Below are 15376 nucleotides of genomic sequence, written 5' to 3'. Positions count from 1 at the left end.
TAGCCATAGGGGTGAGGATGTTCGAGGAAGAAAACGCGCAATGGGGGTTGGTGCATGCCCTGGTGCTGGACGGTAAAGGCGGTGCGCGTTGGATTGCCCGGACTGAGCTCGACGACTTGCAACTGCAGCCCCAGGAGAGCCTGTGGCTGCATTGGGATCGCAGTCATCCCCAGACCCAGACCTGGTTGCGCAAATCCAGTGGCTTGAGCGAATTCACCTGTGACCTGCTGCTGGAGGAAAATACCCGCCCGCGCCTGTTGCCGTTGCCGACCGCCGAATTGCTGCTGTTCTTGCGCGGGGTCAACCTCAATCCAGGCGCCGAGCCGGAAGATATGGTTTCGGTGCGTATTTTTGCGGCGGCCAACCGGGTCATCTCCCTGCGTCTGCGTCCGTTGCGTGCCACCGACGAGTTGTTGGTGCAGTTGGCAGAGGGTAACGGGCCGAAAACCGCATCTGAGCTGATCCTTTATATGGCGCAGTACCTGACCCATAAAGTGCAGGATCTGGTCACTGACCTCTCTGAAGTCGTCGATTCCGAGGAAGAAAAACTCGATGCCGACGAACGGTATACTCCGGAGCATGGCAGCGTTTTGCAGATTCGCCGACGGGCAGCCGGACTCAAGCGTTTTCTGGCGCCGCAACGGGACATTTTCGCGCAACTAACGCGGATCAAATTACCCTGGTTTTGTGACGACGACGCCGACTACTGGAACGAATTACACAACAGCCTGACCCGCTATCTCGAAGAGCTCGAATTGACCCGAGAGCGCGTGGGGCTTGTGCTTGAGACCGAAGACCGGCGCTTGAGCGTGCGCATGAACCGCACCATGTACCGCTTCGGGATCATCACTGGAATTTTTCTGCCGATGAGTTTTTTGACCGGCTTGCTGGGGATCAACGTGGGCGGCATACCGTTCTCGGGAAACCCCTACGGATTCGCGATTGCGTGCCTGATGATGGTGTCCGTTGCGCTGGGGCAATGGTGGCTTTTTCGACGATTACGCTGGGTTTGACCTGAATATGACCTGAATATTAGAAGGGTCTTATGTGACCCCAAGAATTTAACCCTCGTCTTTTAAAACACTTGCGAGAGGTCTTTATGCACGATCCGTTCGAACAGTCTTTGCGTGACATGCTCAATGCATCGCCATCCAACCGTGATGACGACGCCTGCTTGGGCCGCGTTTTGAAAACCGCCAACCGTCAGGTTGGGGCGGGTGACCTGTTCGGTCTGTTGGGTCGCTGGTTGCCGGCACTGATGATGGCCCTGAACAATGGTTCGGCCCACGTGTCGCCGGTTTCTCGTCGTAAACCTCTTGCTCGCACTGCTGATAAGGCTGATTGAATATGGAACTTGATCTCTGGACCCAGAGCCTGGTCACGGCGATGACCGCATTGTGGACCAAGGTGGCGAATTTCATTCCCAACCTGTTTGGTGCCCTGGTTCTGGTGCTGCTGGGTTTTGTCGTGGCCAAGCTGCTCGACACCCTGTTGTCCAAATTGCTCGCAAAATTGGGGCTGGATCGCTTGATGGCGGGCACCGGCTTGACCAAGCTGCTGGGGCGCGCCGGGCTGCAAGTGCCAATCTCCACCCTGATCGGCAAGATCGTTTACTGGTTCATTTTGCTGATTTTCCTGGTTTCTGCGGCTCAATCCCTTGGACTTGAGCGAGTTTCAGCTACGCTCGACATGCTGGCGCTGTATTTGCCGAAGGTTTTCGGCGGCGCGCTGGTGTTGCTGGTCGGTGTTCTGCTGGCGCAACTGGCCAATGGGTTGGTGCGCGGGGCGGCTGAAGGGGTGGGGCTGGACTACGCGGCGGGCCTGGGGCGAATCGCCCAGGGGCTGGTGATCATCATCAGTATTTCGGTCGCGATCAGCCAGTTGGAGGTCAAGACTGACCTGCTCAACCACGTGATTGTGATTGTTTTGATTACCGTTGGTCTGGCCGTTGCGCTGGCCATGGGGTTGGGAAGCCGGGAAATTGCCGGGCAGATTCTTGCGGGAATCTATGTGCGTGAGCTGTACCAGGTTGGGCAACACGTGCGTGTAGGCGAGGTCGAAGGGCAAATCGAGGAGATCGGCACGGTCAAGACGACGGTGCTGACCGACGATGGCGACCTGGTGTCGCTGTCCAATCGGATTCTCCTGGAACAGCAGGTCAATAGCCGCTAATCCGGCAAATCCTGCTAATGTACGCCGCCGCAAACCCGGCTGACCGGGTTGCAGCGGACATTGACCTGACTGTCGGCACGACTTGTTTTGAATAAAGCCCAAACGCTGTCTACGCGCTATGACCCCCGTGAGCTCTCTGATGAGGAGTTGGTCGCGCGCTCGCACACGGAGCTGTTTCACGTAACACGCGCGTACGAAGAATTGATGCGCAGGTATCAACGCACTCTGTTCAACGTTTGTTCAAGGTATTTGGGGAACGATAGAGATGCGGATGATGTCTGTCAGGAAGTGATGCTCAAGGTGCTGTATGGCCTGAAGAACTTCGAGGGCAAATCGAAGTTCAAGACATGGCTCTATAGCATCACGTACAACGAGTGCATCACGCAGTATCGTAAGGAGCGGCGAAAGCGTCGGTTGATGGACGCTTTGAGTCTTGACCCCCTTGAGGAAGCGTCTGAAGAGAAGGCGCCGGCACCCGAGGAGAAGGGCGGACTTGACCGCTGGTTGGTGCATGTGAATCCGATTGACCGCGAAATTCTGGTGCTACGATTTGTCGCAGAGCTGGAATTTCAGGAAATCGCTGACATCATGCATATGGGTTTGAGTGCTACAAAAATGCGTTACAAACGTGCTCTTGATAAATTGCGTGAGAAATTTGCGGGCGAGACTGAAACTTAGTGCGTGGCAAATATCTCTTACGTGTAGGCAAGTTCTGTTAGACTTGTCGCCGAGTTGTCCCCCGGTTTGTGGGACTGCTTTACAATCACCAGATGGGGATTTAACGGATGAAACTGAAAAACACCTTGGGCTTGGCCATTGGTACTCTTATTGCCGCTACTTCTTTCGGCGCACTGGCACAAGGCCAAGGCGCAGTTGAAGGCGAGCTGTTCTACAAGAAGCAATACAACGATAGCGTCAAGCATATCGAAGACGGCTTCAACCCAGGCGCTCGCATTGGTTACTTCCTGACCGACGATCTGTCGCTGAACCTGTCGTACGACAAGACTAACCACACCCGTTCGAACGACGGTACTGGCAACCAGAAGATCGGTGGCGACACTGGCAGCCTGACTGCTCAGTACCACTTCGGTCAGGCTGGCGTTGACAGCCTGCGTCCATACGTAGAAGGCGGTTTCGGTCACCAGAGCCGTTCCAACGTAAAAGCTGACGGCCACAGCGGTCGTGACCAGTCCACCCTGGCTATCGCCGGTGCTGGCGTGAAGTACTACTTCACCAACAACCTGTACGCTCGTGCCGGTGTTGAAGCTGACTACGCACTGGACAACGGCAAGTGGGATTACTCCGCACTGGTCGGCCTGGGTGTGAACTTCGGCGGTAACGCTGGCGCAGCTCCTGCTCCTACCCCAGCACCAGCTCCAGAGCCAGTTCCAGAGCCAGAAGCTCCGGTTGCTCAGGTTGTTCGTGTTGAGCTGGACGTTAAGTTCGACTTCGACAAGTCCGTTGTTAAGCCTAACAGCTACGCTGACGTGAAAAACCTGGCTGACTTCATGAAGCAGTACCCTAACACCACCACCGTGGTTGAAGGTCACACTGACTCCGTAGGTCCAGACGCTTACAACCAGAAGCTGTCCCAGCGTCGTGCTGACGCTGTTAAGCAAGTTCTGGTTAAAGACGGCATTGCTCCTAACCGCGTAAGCTCGGTTGGTTATGGCAAATCCCGTCCAGTTGCTGACAACGCAACTGAAGCTGGCCGTGCTATCAACCGTCGCGTAGAAGCCTCGGTAGAAGCTCAAGCTGCTCAGTAATTACTGAGTAGTAGAAAAAAACCCGGCTTAGGCCGGGTTTTTTTTCGCCTGGAGTTTGCCTCAAGCGCTGGCTGGCACGGCAATGCACGCCGCCTGCGCCGCTGCCGCAACGCTGCCGATGACCAGGATTGCCGGGCTCTTCAAGGCGAATGCCAGTGCATCTCGCTGCATCCACGCCAACGTACTGCGGCATTCGCGCTGCTGGGGCAGGGAGGCATTTTCGATCATCGCCACCGGCATATCGTTGGCCATGCCACCATCCAGCAACTGCTGGCGAATCTCTTCAAGCTTCGCCACCCCCATGTACACCACCAACGTCGTTCCGCCCTCGGCCAATGCTCGCCAGTTCAGGCTGCTATCGTCCTGGGTATGGGCCGTGACAAGCGTTACGCCACGGCTCACACCGCGTAAGGTCAATGGAATATCGCAATTCGTCGCGCCCGCCAGCCCCGCCGTGATCCCATTGACCAACTCCACTGCAACCCCACGTTCACGCAACCACATGGCCTCTTCACCACCACGGCCAAAAATGCACGGATCGCCGCCTTTAAGCCGCACCACACATTTGCCCTGGCGCGTATAACGCAGCATCAGGCGATGAATGAAATCCTGCGGCGTCGAACGGCAACCGCCGCGCTTGCCGACGGTGATCACCCGCGCATCCAGGCAATGTTCCAGCACCTGTGGGTTGACCAAGTCATCGATCAACACCACATCGGCCTCCCGCAAGGCCCGCACCGCCTTAAGGGTCAACAACTCAGGATCACCGGGGCCTGCGCCCACCAGCCAGACTTTTGCGTTCATGTTGTTGCCCTCACACATTGATTGCGATTGGCTGCGGGTTGCCGGCCAAAAGACGTTTGATTTCCGGTACGCAGGAGCCGCATTGCGTGCCACAACCGAGTTCGCGTTTGAGCTCATCCAACCCAAAGCCGCGGGCGATGGCGCTGCACACCGCGTTTTCGCTGACGTTCTTGCAGTTGCACAGGATCTTGTTGCTGGACGCCGTGCCGCCTGGTGGTGCGCTTAACGGTGCCAGCAGCCAGCGCCGCAATTGATCATCGGCGCGGCCTTCCAGCCACAAGCTCTGCAGCCAGTGCCGCGCCAGGGTTTCACCCGCCAGGCGCAGGGCGGTGATGCGGCCTTTCTCGATCTTCACGCGCTTGCCAATCGAGCGGCGTGGGTCGTCATAGGCCATGACGGGGCCGTCGTTGAGCCCCAGCAGCGCGTCGATGCGGGTCAACAACGGCAAGTCGGGCGCCTCGCCATGTGCGGCGCGCAGCAGCAGTGCCGGCCGTTCACGTCCGACCAGGCTCAAACTGACGTAGGCAAAGCCCTCACACAGCGGTCGTAGCGCCTCAAAGTGTTGCTGCACATTTCCTTCGATCAGCGCGAACAACTGCCACGGCAGTTGCACCGCTTCCAGGCGCACCCCGCTGTGCTTGAGTTCCGGTTGTTTCGATAAAGGATCAAACGCCGGCTGCGTGAGCGCATTGACACCACCCTTGAGAAAGCGGTCGCCCCAATGCATGGGTAGGAATGCCTGACCGGGGCGCACGCTGTCATCACTGCTGACGGCAACGATCACACTGCCGCGACGACTCTTCAGGTGAACCAGATCCCCGTCCTTGAAGCGATGGCGGCGCAACTCATCGGGATGCAGGCTCAGCAGCGCCTCACTGACATGCCCAAACAGCTGCGCTGCGGTGCCGGTGCGGCTCATGCCATGCCATTGATCCCGCAGGCGGCCGGTGATCAGGGTCAGAGGGAAGCGTGCGTCACGTTGCTCCTTGGCGGCCCGGTAAGGATCAGCGACAAACTGTGCCCGCCCGCTGTCGGTCGGGAAAACACCCTCGCTGTAAAGACGTGGCGTTCCAGTGCGCGCGCCGACAGGAAATGGCCATTGCTGTGGCCCGATCCGGTCAAGCAGGGCGTGGCTGATGCCCGACAAGTCCAGGTCGCGGTTGCGGGTCAGCACTTTGTATTCATCAAAGATCTGCGCGGGTTGCTCGAAGGCAAACAGGCTGGGCAAACCAGGCCGCAAGCGCCGCTCCAGGCGTTGTGCGAAATCCACCGTAATAGCCCAGTCCGGTCGCGCTTCGCCTGGTGGGGCGATGGCGCGGCGCACGTGGGAAATACGTCGCTCGGAGTTGGTGACGCTGCCTTCCTTTTCCCCCCAACTGGCGGCGGGGAGCAGCAAGTCGGCATAGGCGGCCGTCTCAGTGGTGCGAAAGGCCTCCTGCAACACCACGAACGGGCAAGCCGCCAAGGCTGCGCGCACGCGGTTCTGGTCCGGCAGCGATTGCGCGGGGTTGGTGCAGGCAATCCACAGAGCCTTGATCTTGCCCGCCTGGATGTGCTCGAACAGCTCGATAGCCGTCAACCCGGTTGGTGCCGGTAGCGCATCAACCCCCCAATAGGCGGCGACTTCGGCCCGATGCCCCGGATTGGCCGCTTCACGATGGCCGGGCAGCAAATTCGACAGACTGCCGGTTTCGCGCCCGCCCATGGCATTAGGTTGGCCGGTCAGGGAAAACGGCCCACAGCCGGCCCGCCCAATAGTGCCGGTGGCCAGGTGCAGGTTGATCAGCGCGCTGTTTTTTGCACTGCCGGCGGTGGATTGGTTCAGGCCCATGCACCACAGCGATAGAAAACTGCTGGAGGTGCCCACCCATTGCGCGCACAGACGCAGTTGCTCGAGGCTGATCCCGCACAACTGCGTGGCCATCTGCGGTGTGTAGTCATGCACCAGTCGTTTCAGCTCGGCCAACCCGTCGGTATGTGCCTGGATAAAGTCGCGGTCGATCCAGTCTTCCCACAGCAACAGATGCAAAATTCCATGGAATAACGCCACATCCGTACCCGGCAAGATGGCCAGGTGCAGGTCAGCCAAATCGCAGGTGTCCGTGCGCCGTGGGTCGATCACCACCACTTTCATCTGCGGACGCCGTGCTTTGGCTTCCTCCAGGCGACGGAACAATACCGGGTGGGCGTAGGCCATATTGCTGCCAACGATCATCACGCAGTCGCTGGATTCCAGGTCTTCATAACTGCACGGCGGCGCATCGGCACCCAGGCTGCGTTTGTAGCCGACCACTGCAGAGGACATGCACAGCCGCGAGTTGCTATCGATGTTATTGGTACCCACCAACGCTCGGGCCAGCTTGTTGAAGCAGTAGTAGTCCTCGGTGAGCAGTTGCCCGGAAATGTAGAACGCCACGCTGTCCGGCCCGTGCTCAGCGATCGTGTCGGCGAATACATGGGCGGCGTGATCCAAGGCCGTATCCCAGTCGGTACGGGCACGGGCCAAGTCTTTGCCCAGGCGCAGTTCGGGGTACAAGGCACGGGCTGCCAGGTCGCCGGTCAGGTGCAGGCTGGCGCCTTTGCTGCATAGCTTGCCAAAGTTGGCCGGGTGGCTCGGATCGCCTTGCACACCCAGGATTTGCACACCGTCATGCTCAATCAGCACGCCGCAGCCCACCCCGCAATAACAGCAGGTGGAGGCGGTGACCTGGCGGTCCATCAACCTGCGTCCCGCAGGGCCAGCATCACCCGACCGTTTTCCACGCGGGCCGGGTGATGATGGGCGCAGCCGATATCCGGCGCCAGGGCTTTGCCGGACATCAAGTCGATCTGCCAATTGTGCAGCGGACAGGCCACGCGCTTGCCGTAGATCAGGCCTTGGGATAGTGGCCCGCCCTTGTGTGGGCAGCGATCGTCGAGAGCGAAAACCTCATCGTCACTGGTACGAAAAATCGCGATATCGCCTTTGGGCCCCTGGATGATGCGTGAGCCCAGGGCGTTGATTTCATCGAGGGCACAGATATCCAGCCAGTTCATGCCGACACCTCCAACTGTTTGACCGGGATGACCTCGAACTCTTTTTTCAGCAGTGGTTGCTCCAGGCGCTCCTTCCACGGGTCTTGTTCGAATGACAGCGAGAATTGCAGGCGCTCATTCAGCGCCTGGCGCCGGGCCGGGTCTTCCAATATGGCTTTCTTGATGTGCTCCATGCCCACCCGTTGCAGGTAGTGCACGGTGCGTTCGAGGTAGAAGGCTTCTTCGCGGTACAGTTGTAGGAACGCGCCGTTGTATTCGCGGACTTCTTCAGCGGTTTTCAGCTTGACGAAGAACTCCGCCACTTCCGTCTTGATCCCGCCATTGCCGCCGATGTACATCTCCCAGCCGGAGTCGACACCGATAATGCCTACGTCCTTGATCCCCGCTTCCGAGCAGTTGCGTGGGCAACCGGACACTGCCAGCTTGACCTTGTGCGGCGACCACATATTGAACAGGTCATGCTCCAGCTCGATGCCCAATTGCGTGGAATTCTGCGTGCCGAAGCGGCAGAACTCGCTGCCCACACAGGTCTTCACGGTGCGAATGGACTTGCCATAGGCGTGGCCGGATGGCATGTCGAGATCTTTCCACACACCTGGCAAATCCTGTTTCTTGATGCCGAGCAAATCGATGCGCTGGCCGCCAGTGACCTTGACCATGGGGACGTTGTACTTGTCGGCTACATCCGCAATACGCCGTAGCTCCGAAGGGTTGGTCACACCGCCCCACATCCGTGGGACGACTGAGTAAGTGCCGTCCTTTTGAATGTTGGCGTGGGCGCGTTCGTTGATCAGGCGCGATTGCGGGTCGTCCTTGGCCTCGCCCGGCCAGGTGGAAATCAGGTAGTAGTTCAACGCCGGGCGGCAGGTGGCGCAGCCGTTGGGCGTGCGCCAGTTCAGGTAGCTCATGGTGCCTGCGATGGTCAGCAGGTGCTGGTCGCGGATAGCCTGGCGGATTTGCCCGTGGTTGAGGTCGCTGCAACCACAGATGGCTTTTTCGCTTTTGGGTTTGACGTCGGCGGCACCGCCGACCGTATTGATCAGGATCTGTTCCACCAGCCCGGCACAGGAGCCGCAGGAGCTGGCGGCCTTGGTGTGCTTCTTCACTTCGTCGACACTGAACAGTCCGTGTTCTTGAATCGCCTTGACGATGGTGCCCTTGCACACGCCGTTGCAGCCGCAGACTTCGGCGTTGTCGGCCATGCTCATGGCCTTGTCCTGGCCTTGATGGCCTACGTCGCCTAAAGCATTTTCTCCGAACATCAAGTGATCGCGAATCTCACCGATGGCGTGGTTCTCACGGATCTGCCGGAAATACCAACCGCCGTCGGCGGTATCGCCGTACAGGCAGGCTCCGACCAGGATGTCGTCCTTGATCACCAGCTTCTTGTACACGCCGCCAATCGGGTCGGAGAGGGTGATGGTTTCGGTGCCTTCGCCGCCCATGAAGTCGCCGGCGGAGAACAGGTCGATACCGGTGACTTTCAACTTAGTCGACGTGACCGAACCTTTATAAGTGGCAAAACCGAGTTGGGCGAGGTGATTGGCGCAGACCTTGGCCTGCTCGAACAACGGCGCCACCAAGCCGTAGGCGATGCCACGGTGGCTGGCGCATTCGCCGATGGCATAGATGCGCGGGTCATAGGTTTGCAGGGTGTCGTTGACCAGAATCCCACGGTTGCACGGGATACCGGATTTTTCCGCGAGTTCGGTGTTGGGGCGGATGCCGGCGGCCATCACCACCAGGTCGGCAGGGATGATGTCGCCATTCTTGAATTGCACCGAACCGACTCGGCCATTGCCGGCGTCGTGCAGGGCCTGGGTTTGTTCGCACAGGCGAAACACCAGGCCACGGCTTTCCAGTTCAGTTTGCAGCAACTGGCCGCTGGTCTTGTCCAGTTGTCGCTCCAGCAGCCATTCGCCGATGTGGACCACGGTCACGTGCATGCCGCGCAGCATCAGGCCGTTGGCGGCTTCCAGGCCGAGCAGGCCGCCGCCGATGACCACCGCGTGCTTGTGGGTCTTGGCGGTATCGATCATGGCTTGGGTGTCGGCGATGTCGCGATAGCCGATCACGCCCTCCAAGGTGTTGCCGGGGATTGGCAGGATGAATGGCGTGGAACCGGTGGCGATCAGCAGGCGGTCATATTCGGCCTCGGTACCGTCTTCGGCGATGACGATGCGTTTGACCCGGTCGATCTGCACGACTTTGCGGTTGAGCAACAGCTTGATGTGGTTGTCCAGGTACCAGCTCAGGTCATTGAGCACGATCTCTTCAAAGGTTTGCTCACCGGCCAGTACCGGTGACAGCAGGATGCGGTTGTAGTTGGTGTACGGCTCGGCGCCGAACACGGTGATGTCGTACAGCTCGCTGCTCAGTTTCAGCAGTTCTTCCAGGGTGCGAACCCCGGCCATGCCGTTGCCGATCATCACCAATTTGAGTTTTTTCATGTCGTTCTCCGCAATGGCTCGACAAATCGTGCGCAAACAAAAAAGGCGTCCCCGCTAGCGATTTAGCGAGGACGCCTTTGTCCGGTCCCGTTCTCTCGGGAAGCTCATCCCTTCGACGTTGAAGAGGCGGCTATATGTGTGTTCTTGGGAGAGCTAATGCAGTGGCTGTGCCAAGTTGCCCAGTGCCCGGGTTTATTGGGCTTTCGGTTGAAATGGCAGGGGGAATCGCCCTCTAGTGGTGCAGCAGCCAGTAACACAGCACCAGATTGATCAGCAGCGACGCCACCGCCAGGGTTTGCCAGACCTTCAGCGGTTCACGCTCCAGCAAGGGCCGTGGCCGCACGCTCAGCTCGCGACGGTCGGCCTGTTCCAGCACCAGCAGCCATTCTTCGGCGGTTTCATAACGCTGCGCGGGTACAGCCGCCACGGCCCGCTCCAGACTGAGTGGCAACCAATTCGGCAGGTCGGGGCGATAGCGGTTGGCGCTGACCGCCTGGGTGAATCGGGGGCGTTGGAAGGCTTCGATCTCGCCGTAGGGATAATGCCCCGTCAGCAGGTAATACAGGCTGACGCCAACGCTGTACAAATCTTGCTGGAAGGTAGGGCGCTCGCCGTTAAACGCTTCGGGTGCGATAAAGCTCGGTGTGCCGGGCAGCAGGTGGGCGCGGTCTTCGGACAGTCCCGGGCAGTAGGCCAGGCCGAAGTCCAGTACGCGCAGTTCACCATCGTCACCCAGCAGCAGGTTTTCCGGTTTGATGTCGCGGTGCAGGATCTGTCGTCGATGCAACAGGCCCACCGCACGCAGCAAGCGCTCGGCGATGAATAGCCATTGCGCCAGGGGCAGCGGGCCTTGGTGTCGGAACAGTTCTGCCAGGGTTTGCCCCGGGTATTCACGCATCACGTAGTACAAATGCTGACGCCCGCTGGCCGTGTGGACTTCAGGAAATGCTCGCCCAGCCATTCGGCGCAAAAACCATTCTTCCGCCAGTAAAGCCTGGCCCGCATGGCTGTCATCGTCGTAGTTCTGGGGCAGGGTTTTCAGCAGCCAGGGCTGCTGTTGGGCGTCATGCACCCGGTACAGCAAGGACTGTCGGCTCTGCGCCATCACACCTTCAACCTGCCAGCCTTCAAAGCGTTGCCCGGCTTTCAAGGGCGGCGGCAGCGGCCATTGTTGCAGCTGCACCAATGCATCGCCCAGGGTTGCGGCACCGAGCTGGTCGACTCGCACTAACAAGGCGCTGGCATTGTCCAGGCTGCCGGCCAGGTGCGCCGCGTTGACCAAAGTGTGGACCGCCGCGTCGAGATCGCTTTGTTCGCGCAGGATTCCACGGATGCTGTTGTCACCCAGGGTGGCCCATACGCCATCGCTGAGCAGCAGGAAACATTCGCCTGGACGCAGTTCGCCGTCGAGAAAGTCCAGCACCAGGTGTTGGTCCAGGCCGAGGGCGCGCTTGAGTACATGCTGCATGCCCGGTTGTTCCCACACATGATCTTCACTGATGCGCAGTAATTCGTCGTCAAACCAGCGGTACACCCGGCAATCGCCGACATGGGCCAAGGTGAAGCGTTGCCCACGAAACACCAGGGCACTGAGGGTGGTCAGTAGCGGCTGGCCGCCGCCGTTGGCTTGCAGCCAGCGATTCTGTGCCAGCAGCAAGCGTTCGAGCGCCTGGGCCACACCCCAGGTTTGCGGTGTGGCGTAATAGTCCAGGGCCAGGGCCTGCAAGGTCGAACGTGCGGCCAGGCCACCGTCGGCGCATTGGCTGACGCCATCGGCCAGTGCACATAAATAGCCTTTGCTCGCCGCCAGCTCCGCCACGGGCGTGACCACCCGCAGCGCGTCCTGGTTTTCTGCCCGCGGGCCGATGGCGCTGGCCTGGGCGATGCTCAGTTGCAGGCTCATCAGACGCGTGCAGCGGTCACTGCAGCCGAACCCCAGGTGGTTCTCCAGCGGCGTTTGACGCCGTGCAGGCCGAACCAGGCCAACACGCCAAGGCTGGCGAACAACCACAGTGCCATCTGATAACTGCCGGTGCTTTGCTTGATCGCACCCATGCCGGCTGCCAGGGCAAAGCCCCCAATACCGCCTGCCATGCCGATCAGGCCGGTCATCACGCCGATCTCACGGCGAAAGCGTTGGGGCACCAGTTGGAATACTGCGCCATTGCCTGCACCGAGGCCGAGCATGGTGCAGACGAAAAGCGCCAAGGCCGCGTAGGAACTGGGTAGGTTGAAACCCACCGCCGCGATGCAGATCGCTGCCACGCTGTACATCCCGAGCAGGGTGCGAATCCCGCCGAAACGATCAGCCAGAGCACCGCCCAGCGGGCGCATCAGGCTGCCGCCGAACACGCAGGCGGCGGTGTAGTAGCCGGCGGTCACGGGGCTCAGGCCGTACTGGTCGTTGAAATAGCCGGGCAGGGCGCTGGCCAGGCCGATAAAGCCGCCGAAGGTTACGCTGTAGAAGAACATGAACCACCAGCTGTCGCGATCACCCAGGGCCTTGAAGTAGTCGGCCATGGCTTTGGCTTTCGGGCGCTCCGGGGCATTGCGTGCGAGCCAGGCGAAGACGATCAGGGTGAGGATCAACGGAATCAACGCAAAGCCGAATACGTTGCTCCAGCCGAACGCGGCAGCCAGTACCGGTGCCAGCAAGGCCGCAAACACCGTACCCGAGTTGCCCGCGCCGGCAATACCCATGGCCTTGCCCTGATGTTCCGCTGGATACCACTGGGAGGCCAAGGGCAGGGCGACCGCAAACGACGCACCGGCCATGCCCAGGAATACGCCCAGCAGCAGGGCCTGCTCGTAACTGTGGATGCCGAGCTTCCACGCCCCGAACAGCGCCGCGATCACAATCACCTGGCCAATCAGCCCAGCGGTCTTGGGCGACAGCTTGTCGGCCAGCATGCCCATCACAAAGCGCAGCACCGCGCCCGCCAGGATCGGCGTGGCCACCACCAGGCCGCGCTGTTGGGTGGTCAGGTGCAGGTCGGCGGCGATCTGCACCGCCAGCGGGCCAAGCAGGTACCAGACCATGAAGCTCAGGTCGAAATACAGGAACGCGGCAAACAGGGTCGGGGTGTGCCCGGATTTCCAGAAGCTTGATTTCATCACGCACCTCAACGGTTGGGAGTCAGGTAAGAAGGCCGAGTGATGGAGCTGCCGCCTGAGGCCGCCCCACCGGCCCCATGCGCTGGGGCCAAAACGAAAAAACGCCGCCACCGGGTTTGCGGGGGCAAACCGGATGGGCGACGTCTTTGTCGTGGAGGGGCAACCGCCGTTGGTTACCTGTGAGGAATGCTTAGCAAGAGCTGAGCCAGATCAGCCGAGCAACTCGCTCATGGCGATGATCTGCTCCGCCACCTGGATCAGTTTCTGCTGGCGGCTCATGGCCTGGCGGCGCATCAGGGTGTAGGCCTCTTCTTCATTACAGTGCTTCATTTTCATCAACATGCCCTTGGCCAGCTCGATGCGCTTGCGCTCGGCCAACTGCTGGTCACGGGCTTGAAGCTGGGCGCGCAAGGCCTGGTCGCTCTCGAAGCGGGCCATGGCCACGTCGAGAATCGGTTGCAGGCGCTGGGCCTGGATACCTTCGACGATGTAGGCGCTGACGCCGGACTTGATCGCCTGGCGCATCACATTCGGGTCGTGCTCGTCGGTAAACATCACGATTGGCCGCGGTTGGTCGCGGCTGACCAGCACCACTTGCTCCATCACATCGCGGCCCGGCGACTCGGTATCGATCAGGATCACATCCGGGCGCACCGTTTCGACGCGTGCGGGCAGGTCGATGGTCAGGCCGGATTCATCAATCACCTCGAAACCGGCCTCGGTCAGCGCGGCCTTGAGTCGGCCGACCTTGCGCGGGGTGTCGTTGATCAACAGGATTCGCAACATAGGGCACCTCCTGTCAGCGCAGGGCCTGGCGGTTTACCGATTCGGCCAGGGCATGCAAGCGGAAGCTGCGGGCGTAGGCGGCGGGATCGGAGCCGTCCCAGATCTTGCCGTCGATCAGTTGGCTGCTACGCATGTCCTCGGCGTTTACGTTGACGCCCACGGCCTGGGCGGCTTGGCGATACAGGCCCAGTTGCTGCACCTGGCGCGCGGTGCCCAGGTAATCCGGGTCTTCACGCAGCAGGCCCCAGCGGCGGAATTGGGTCATGAACCACATGCCATCGGACAGGTAGGGCACGTTCACCTCGCCCCTGGCGAAAAAGCGCAGCCGGTGCGGGTCTTGCCAGCGATTGCCCAGCCCATCCTCATAGAGCCCCAGCAAACGCGGCTCTATGCAGTCGAGCGGCGCGTCGAGGTAATCGGCGGCGCTGAGCAACTGTGCGGTGGAGCGCCGGTTTTCCTGGCTGTCTTCGATGAAGCGGCTGGCTTCCAGGATGGCCATCATCAGTACGCGTGCCGTATTGGGGTACTGATCGACGAATGCCTGGGTGCAGCCGAGCACTTTTTCCGGGTGGTCCGGCCAGATCGCCTGGGTGGTCGCCAAGGTAAAGCCCTGGTTCTGTTTGACTGCGCTGGCACACCAGGGCTCGCCGACACAAAACCCATCGATACGCCCGGCCTGCAGGTGCGCGACCATCTGCGGTGGCGGTACGACTACGCTGTTTACATCTTGCAAGGGATGAATGCCCTGGCTCGCCAGCCAGTAATACAACCACATGGCGTGGGTGCCCGTGGGAAAGGTCTGGGCGAAGGTCAGTTTTGTCCGGCTTTGGTGCACATATCGCTCCAACGCCTCAGGAGTGAACACCCCTTGCTGCTGCAGTCCGTGGGACAGGTTGATGCTTTGCCCGTTCTGGTTGAGCCCCATCAGTACGGCCATGTCGGTCGGTGCTACGCCGCCAATGCCCAGGTGCACGGCGTACACCAGCCCGTACAGGCTGTGGGCGGCATCCAGTTCGCCGCTGACCAGTTTGTCGCGCAGGTTGGCCCAGGAGGCTTGGCGCTTGAGGTTGAGTTTGAGCCCATAGGGTTGAGCAAAACCCTGGGTGGCGGCGACCACCAGCGATGCGCAATCGGTCAACGCCATGAAACCCAGGTTGAGGCTGCTCTTTTCCGGGGCGTCACTGCCGTTGACCCAGGCCAGCGGATCGGAACTGTTCATTAACACCTACCTTTTCGCTCAAAAAAAAG

Annotated in this window: 13 protein-coding genes; 5 read left to right on the top strand and 8 right to left on the bottom strand. The window is 60.2% G+C overall.

What is annotated here, in order from left to right; all coding sequences use genetic code 11:
* The first annotated feature begins 17 nt into the window (after positions 1–17).
* The 5 genes from AC07V4_RS09745 (at position 18) to AC07V4_RS09725 (ending at position 3938) form a co-directional block, all read left to right on the top strand.
* A complete protein-coding gene (locus tag AC07V4_RS09745; protein ID WP_492635794.1) occupies positions 18–1013 on the top strand; it encodes a zinc transporter ZntB in 996 nt (331 codons plus the stop codon).
* Positions 1014–1099: 86 nt separating this feature from the next.
* Positions 1100–1345 carry a hypothetical protein gene (locus tag AC07V4_RS09740; protein ID WP_005790375.1) on the top strand — a complete coding sequence of 82 codons (246 nt, stop codon included), beginning with the start codon at positions 1100–1102 and terminating at the stop codon, positions 1343–1345.
* A 2-nt stretch (positions 1346–1347) separates the two neighbouring features.
* Entirely contained in the window at positions 1348–2172 is an 825-nt protein-coding gene (locus AC07V4_RS09735) for a mechanosensitive ion channel family protein (protein ID WP_492635795.1), read from the top strand.
* A gap of 87 nt (positions 2173–2259) precedes the next feature.
* A complete protein-coding gene (gene sigX, locus AC07V4_RS09730) occupies positions 2260–2850 on the top strand; it encodes an RNA polymerase sigma factor SigX (protein WP_003193286.1) in 591 nt (196 codons plus the stop codon).
* A 107-nt stretch (positions 2851–2957) separates the two neighbouring features.
* Positions 2958–3938 (top strand): OmpA family protein, encoded by a 981-nt coding sequence (locus AC07V4_RS09725; protein WP_492635796.1) that lies wholly within the window; start codon positions 2958–2960, stop codon positions 3936–3938.
* Positions 3939–3998: 60 nt separating this feature from the next.
* On the opposite strand, the gene cobA is transcribed toward AC07V4_RS09725, so the two are convergent.
* The 8 genes from cobA to AC07V4_RS09685 form a co-directional block, all read right to left on the bottom strand.
* A complete protein-coding gene (gene cobA, locus AC07V4_RS09720) occupies positions 3999–4742 on the bottom strand; it encodes a uroporphyrinogen-III C-methyltransferase (RefSeq protein WP_492635797.1) in 744 nt (247 codons plus the stop codon).
* A gap of 10 nt (positions 4743–4752) precedes the next feature.
* Positions 4753–7461 (bottom strand): nitrate reductase, encoded by a 2709-nt coding sequence (locus AC07V4_RS09715; RefSeq protein WP_492635798.1) that lies wholly within the window; start codon positions 7459–7461, stop codon positions 4753–4755.
* A complete protein-coding gene (gene nirD / locus AC07V4_RS09710; protein WP_492635799.1) occupies positions 7461–7778 on the bottom strand; it encodes a nitrite reductase small subunit NirD in 318 nt (105 codons plus the stop codon). The genes AC07V4_RS09715 and nirD overlap by 1 nt, the downstream gene beginning before the upstream one ends.
* The gene (nirB, locus tag AC07V4_RS09705) at positions 7775–10228 is read right to left on the bottom strand and encodes a nitrite reductase large subunit NirB (RefSeq protein WP_492635800.1); all 2454 of its coding nucleotides are present in this window, start codon (positions 10226–10228) and stop codon (positions 7775–7777) included. Before nirB ends, nirD begins: the two co-directional genes overlap by 4 nt.
* 232 nt (positions 10229–10460) lie before the next feature.
* On the bottom strand, positions 10461–12131 hold the full coding sequence (locus AC07V4_RS09700) for a bifunctional protein-serine/threonine kinase/phosphatase (protein ID WP_492635801.1): 1671 nt from the start codon (positions 12129–12131) through the stop codon (positions 10461–10463).
* Positions 12131–13342, bottom strand: a complete 1212-nt coding sequence (locus AC07V4_RS09695) for a nitrate/nitrite transporter (protein ID WP_492635802.1) — start codon at positions 13340–13342, stop codon at positions 12131–12133. The genes AC07V4_RS09700 and AC07V4_RS09695 overlap by 1 nt, the downstream gene beginning before the upstream one ends.
* A 210-nt stretch (positions 13343–13552) precedes the next feature.
* Positions 13553–14128, bottom strand: coding sequence for an ANTAR domain-containing response regulator (locus AC07V4_RS09690; protein ID WP_053257467.1), 576 nt, complete (start codon positions 14126–14128; stop codon positions 13553–13555).
* A gap of 13 nt (positions 14129–14141) precedes the next feature.
* Positions 14142–15347 (bottom strand): CmpA/NrtA family ABC transporter substrate-binding protein, encoded by a 1206-nt coding sequence (locus tag AC07V4_RS09685; RefSeq protein ID WP_492635803.1) that lies wholly within the window; start codon positions 15345–15347, stop codon positions 14142–14144.
* Between the last annotated feature and the right edge of the window lie 29 nt (positions 15348–15376).

Source organism: Pseudomonas sp. GW821-FHT03A09 (assembly GCF_059421065.1).
This window is presented reverse-complemented; position numbering and strand designations above follow the sequence as displayed.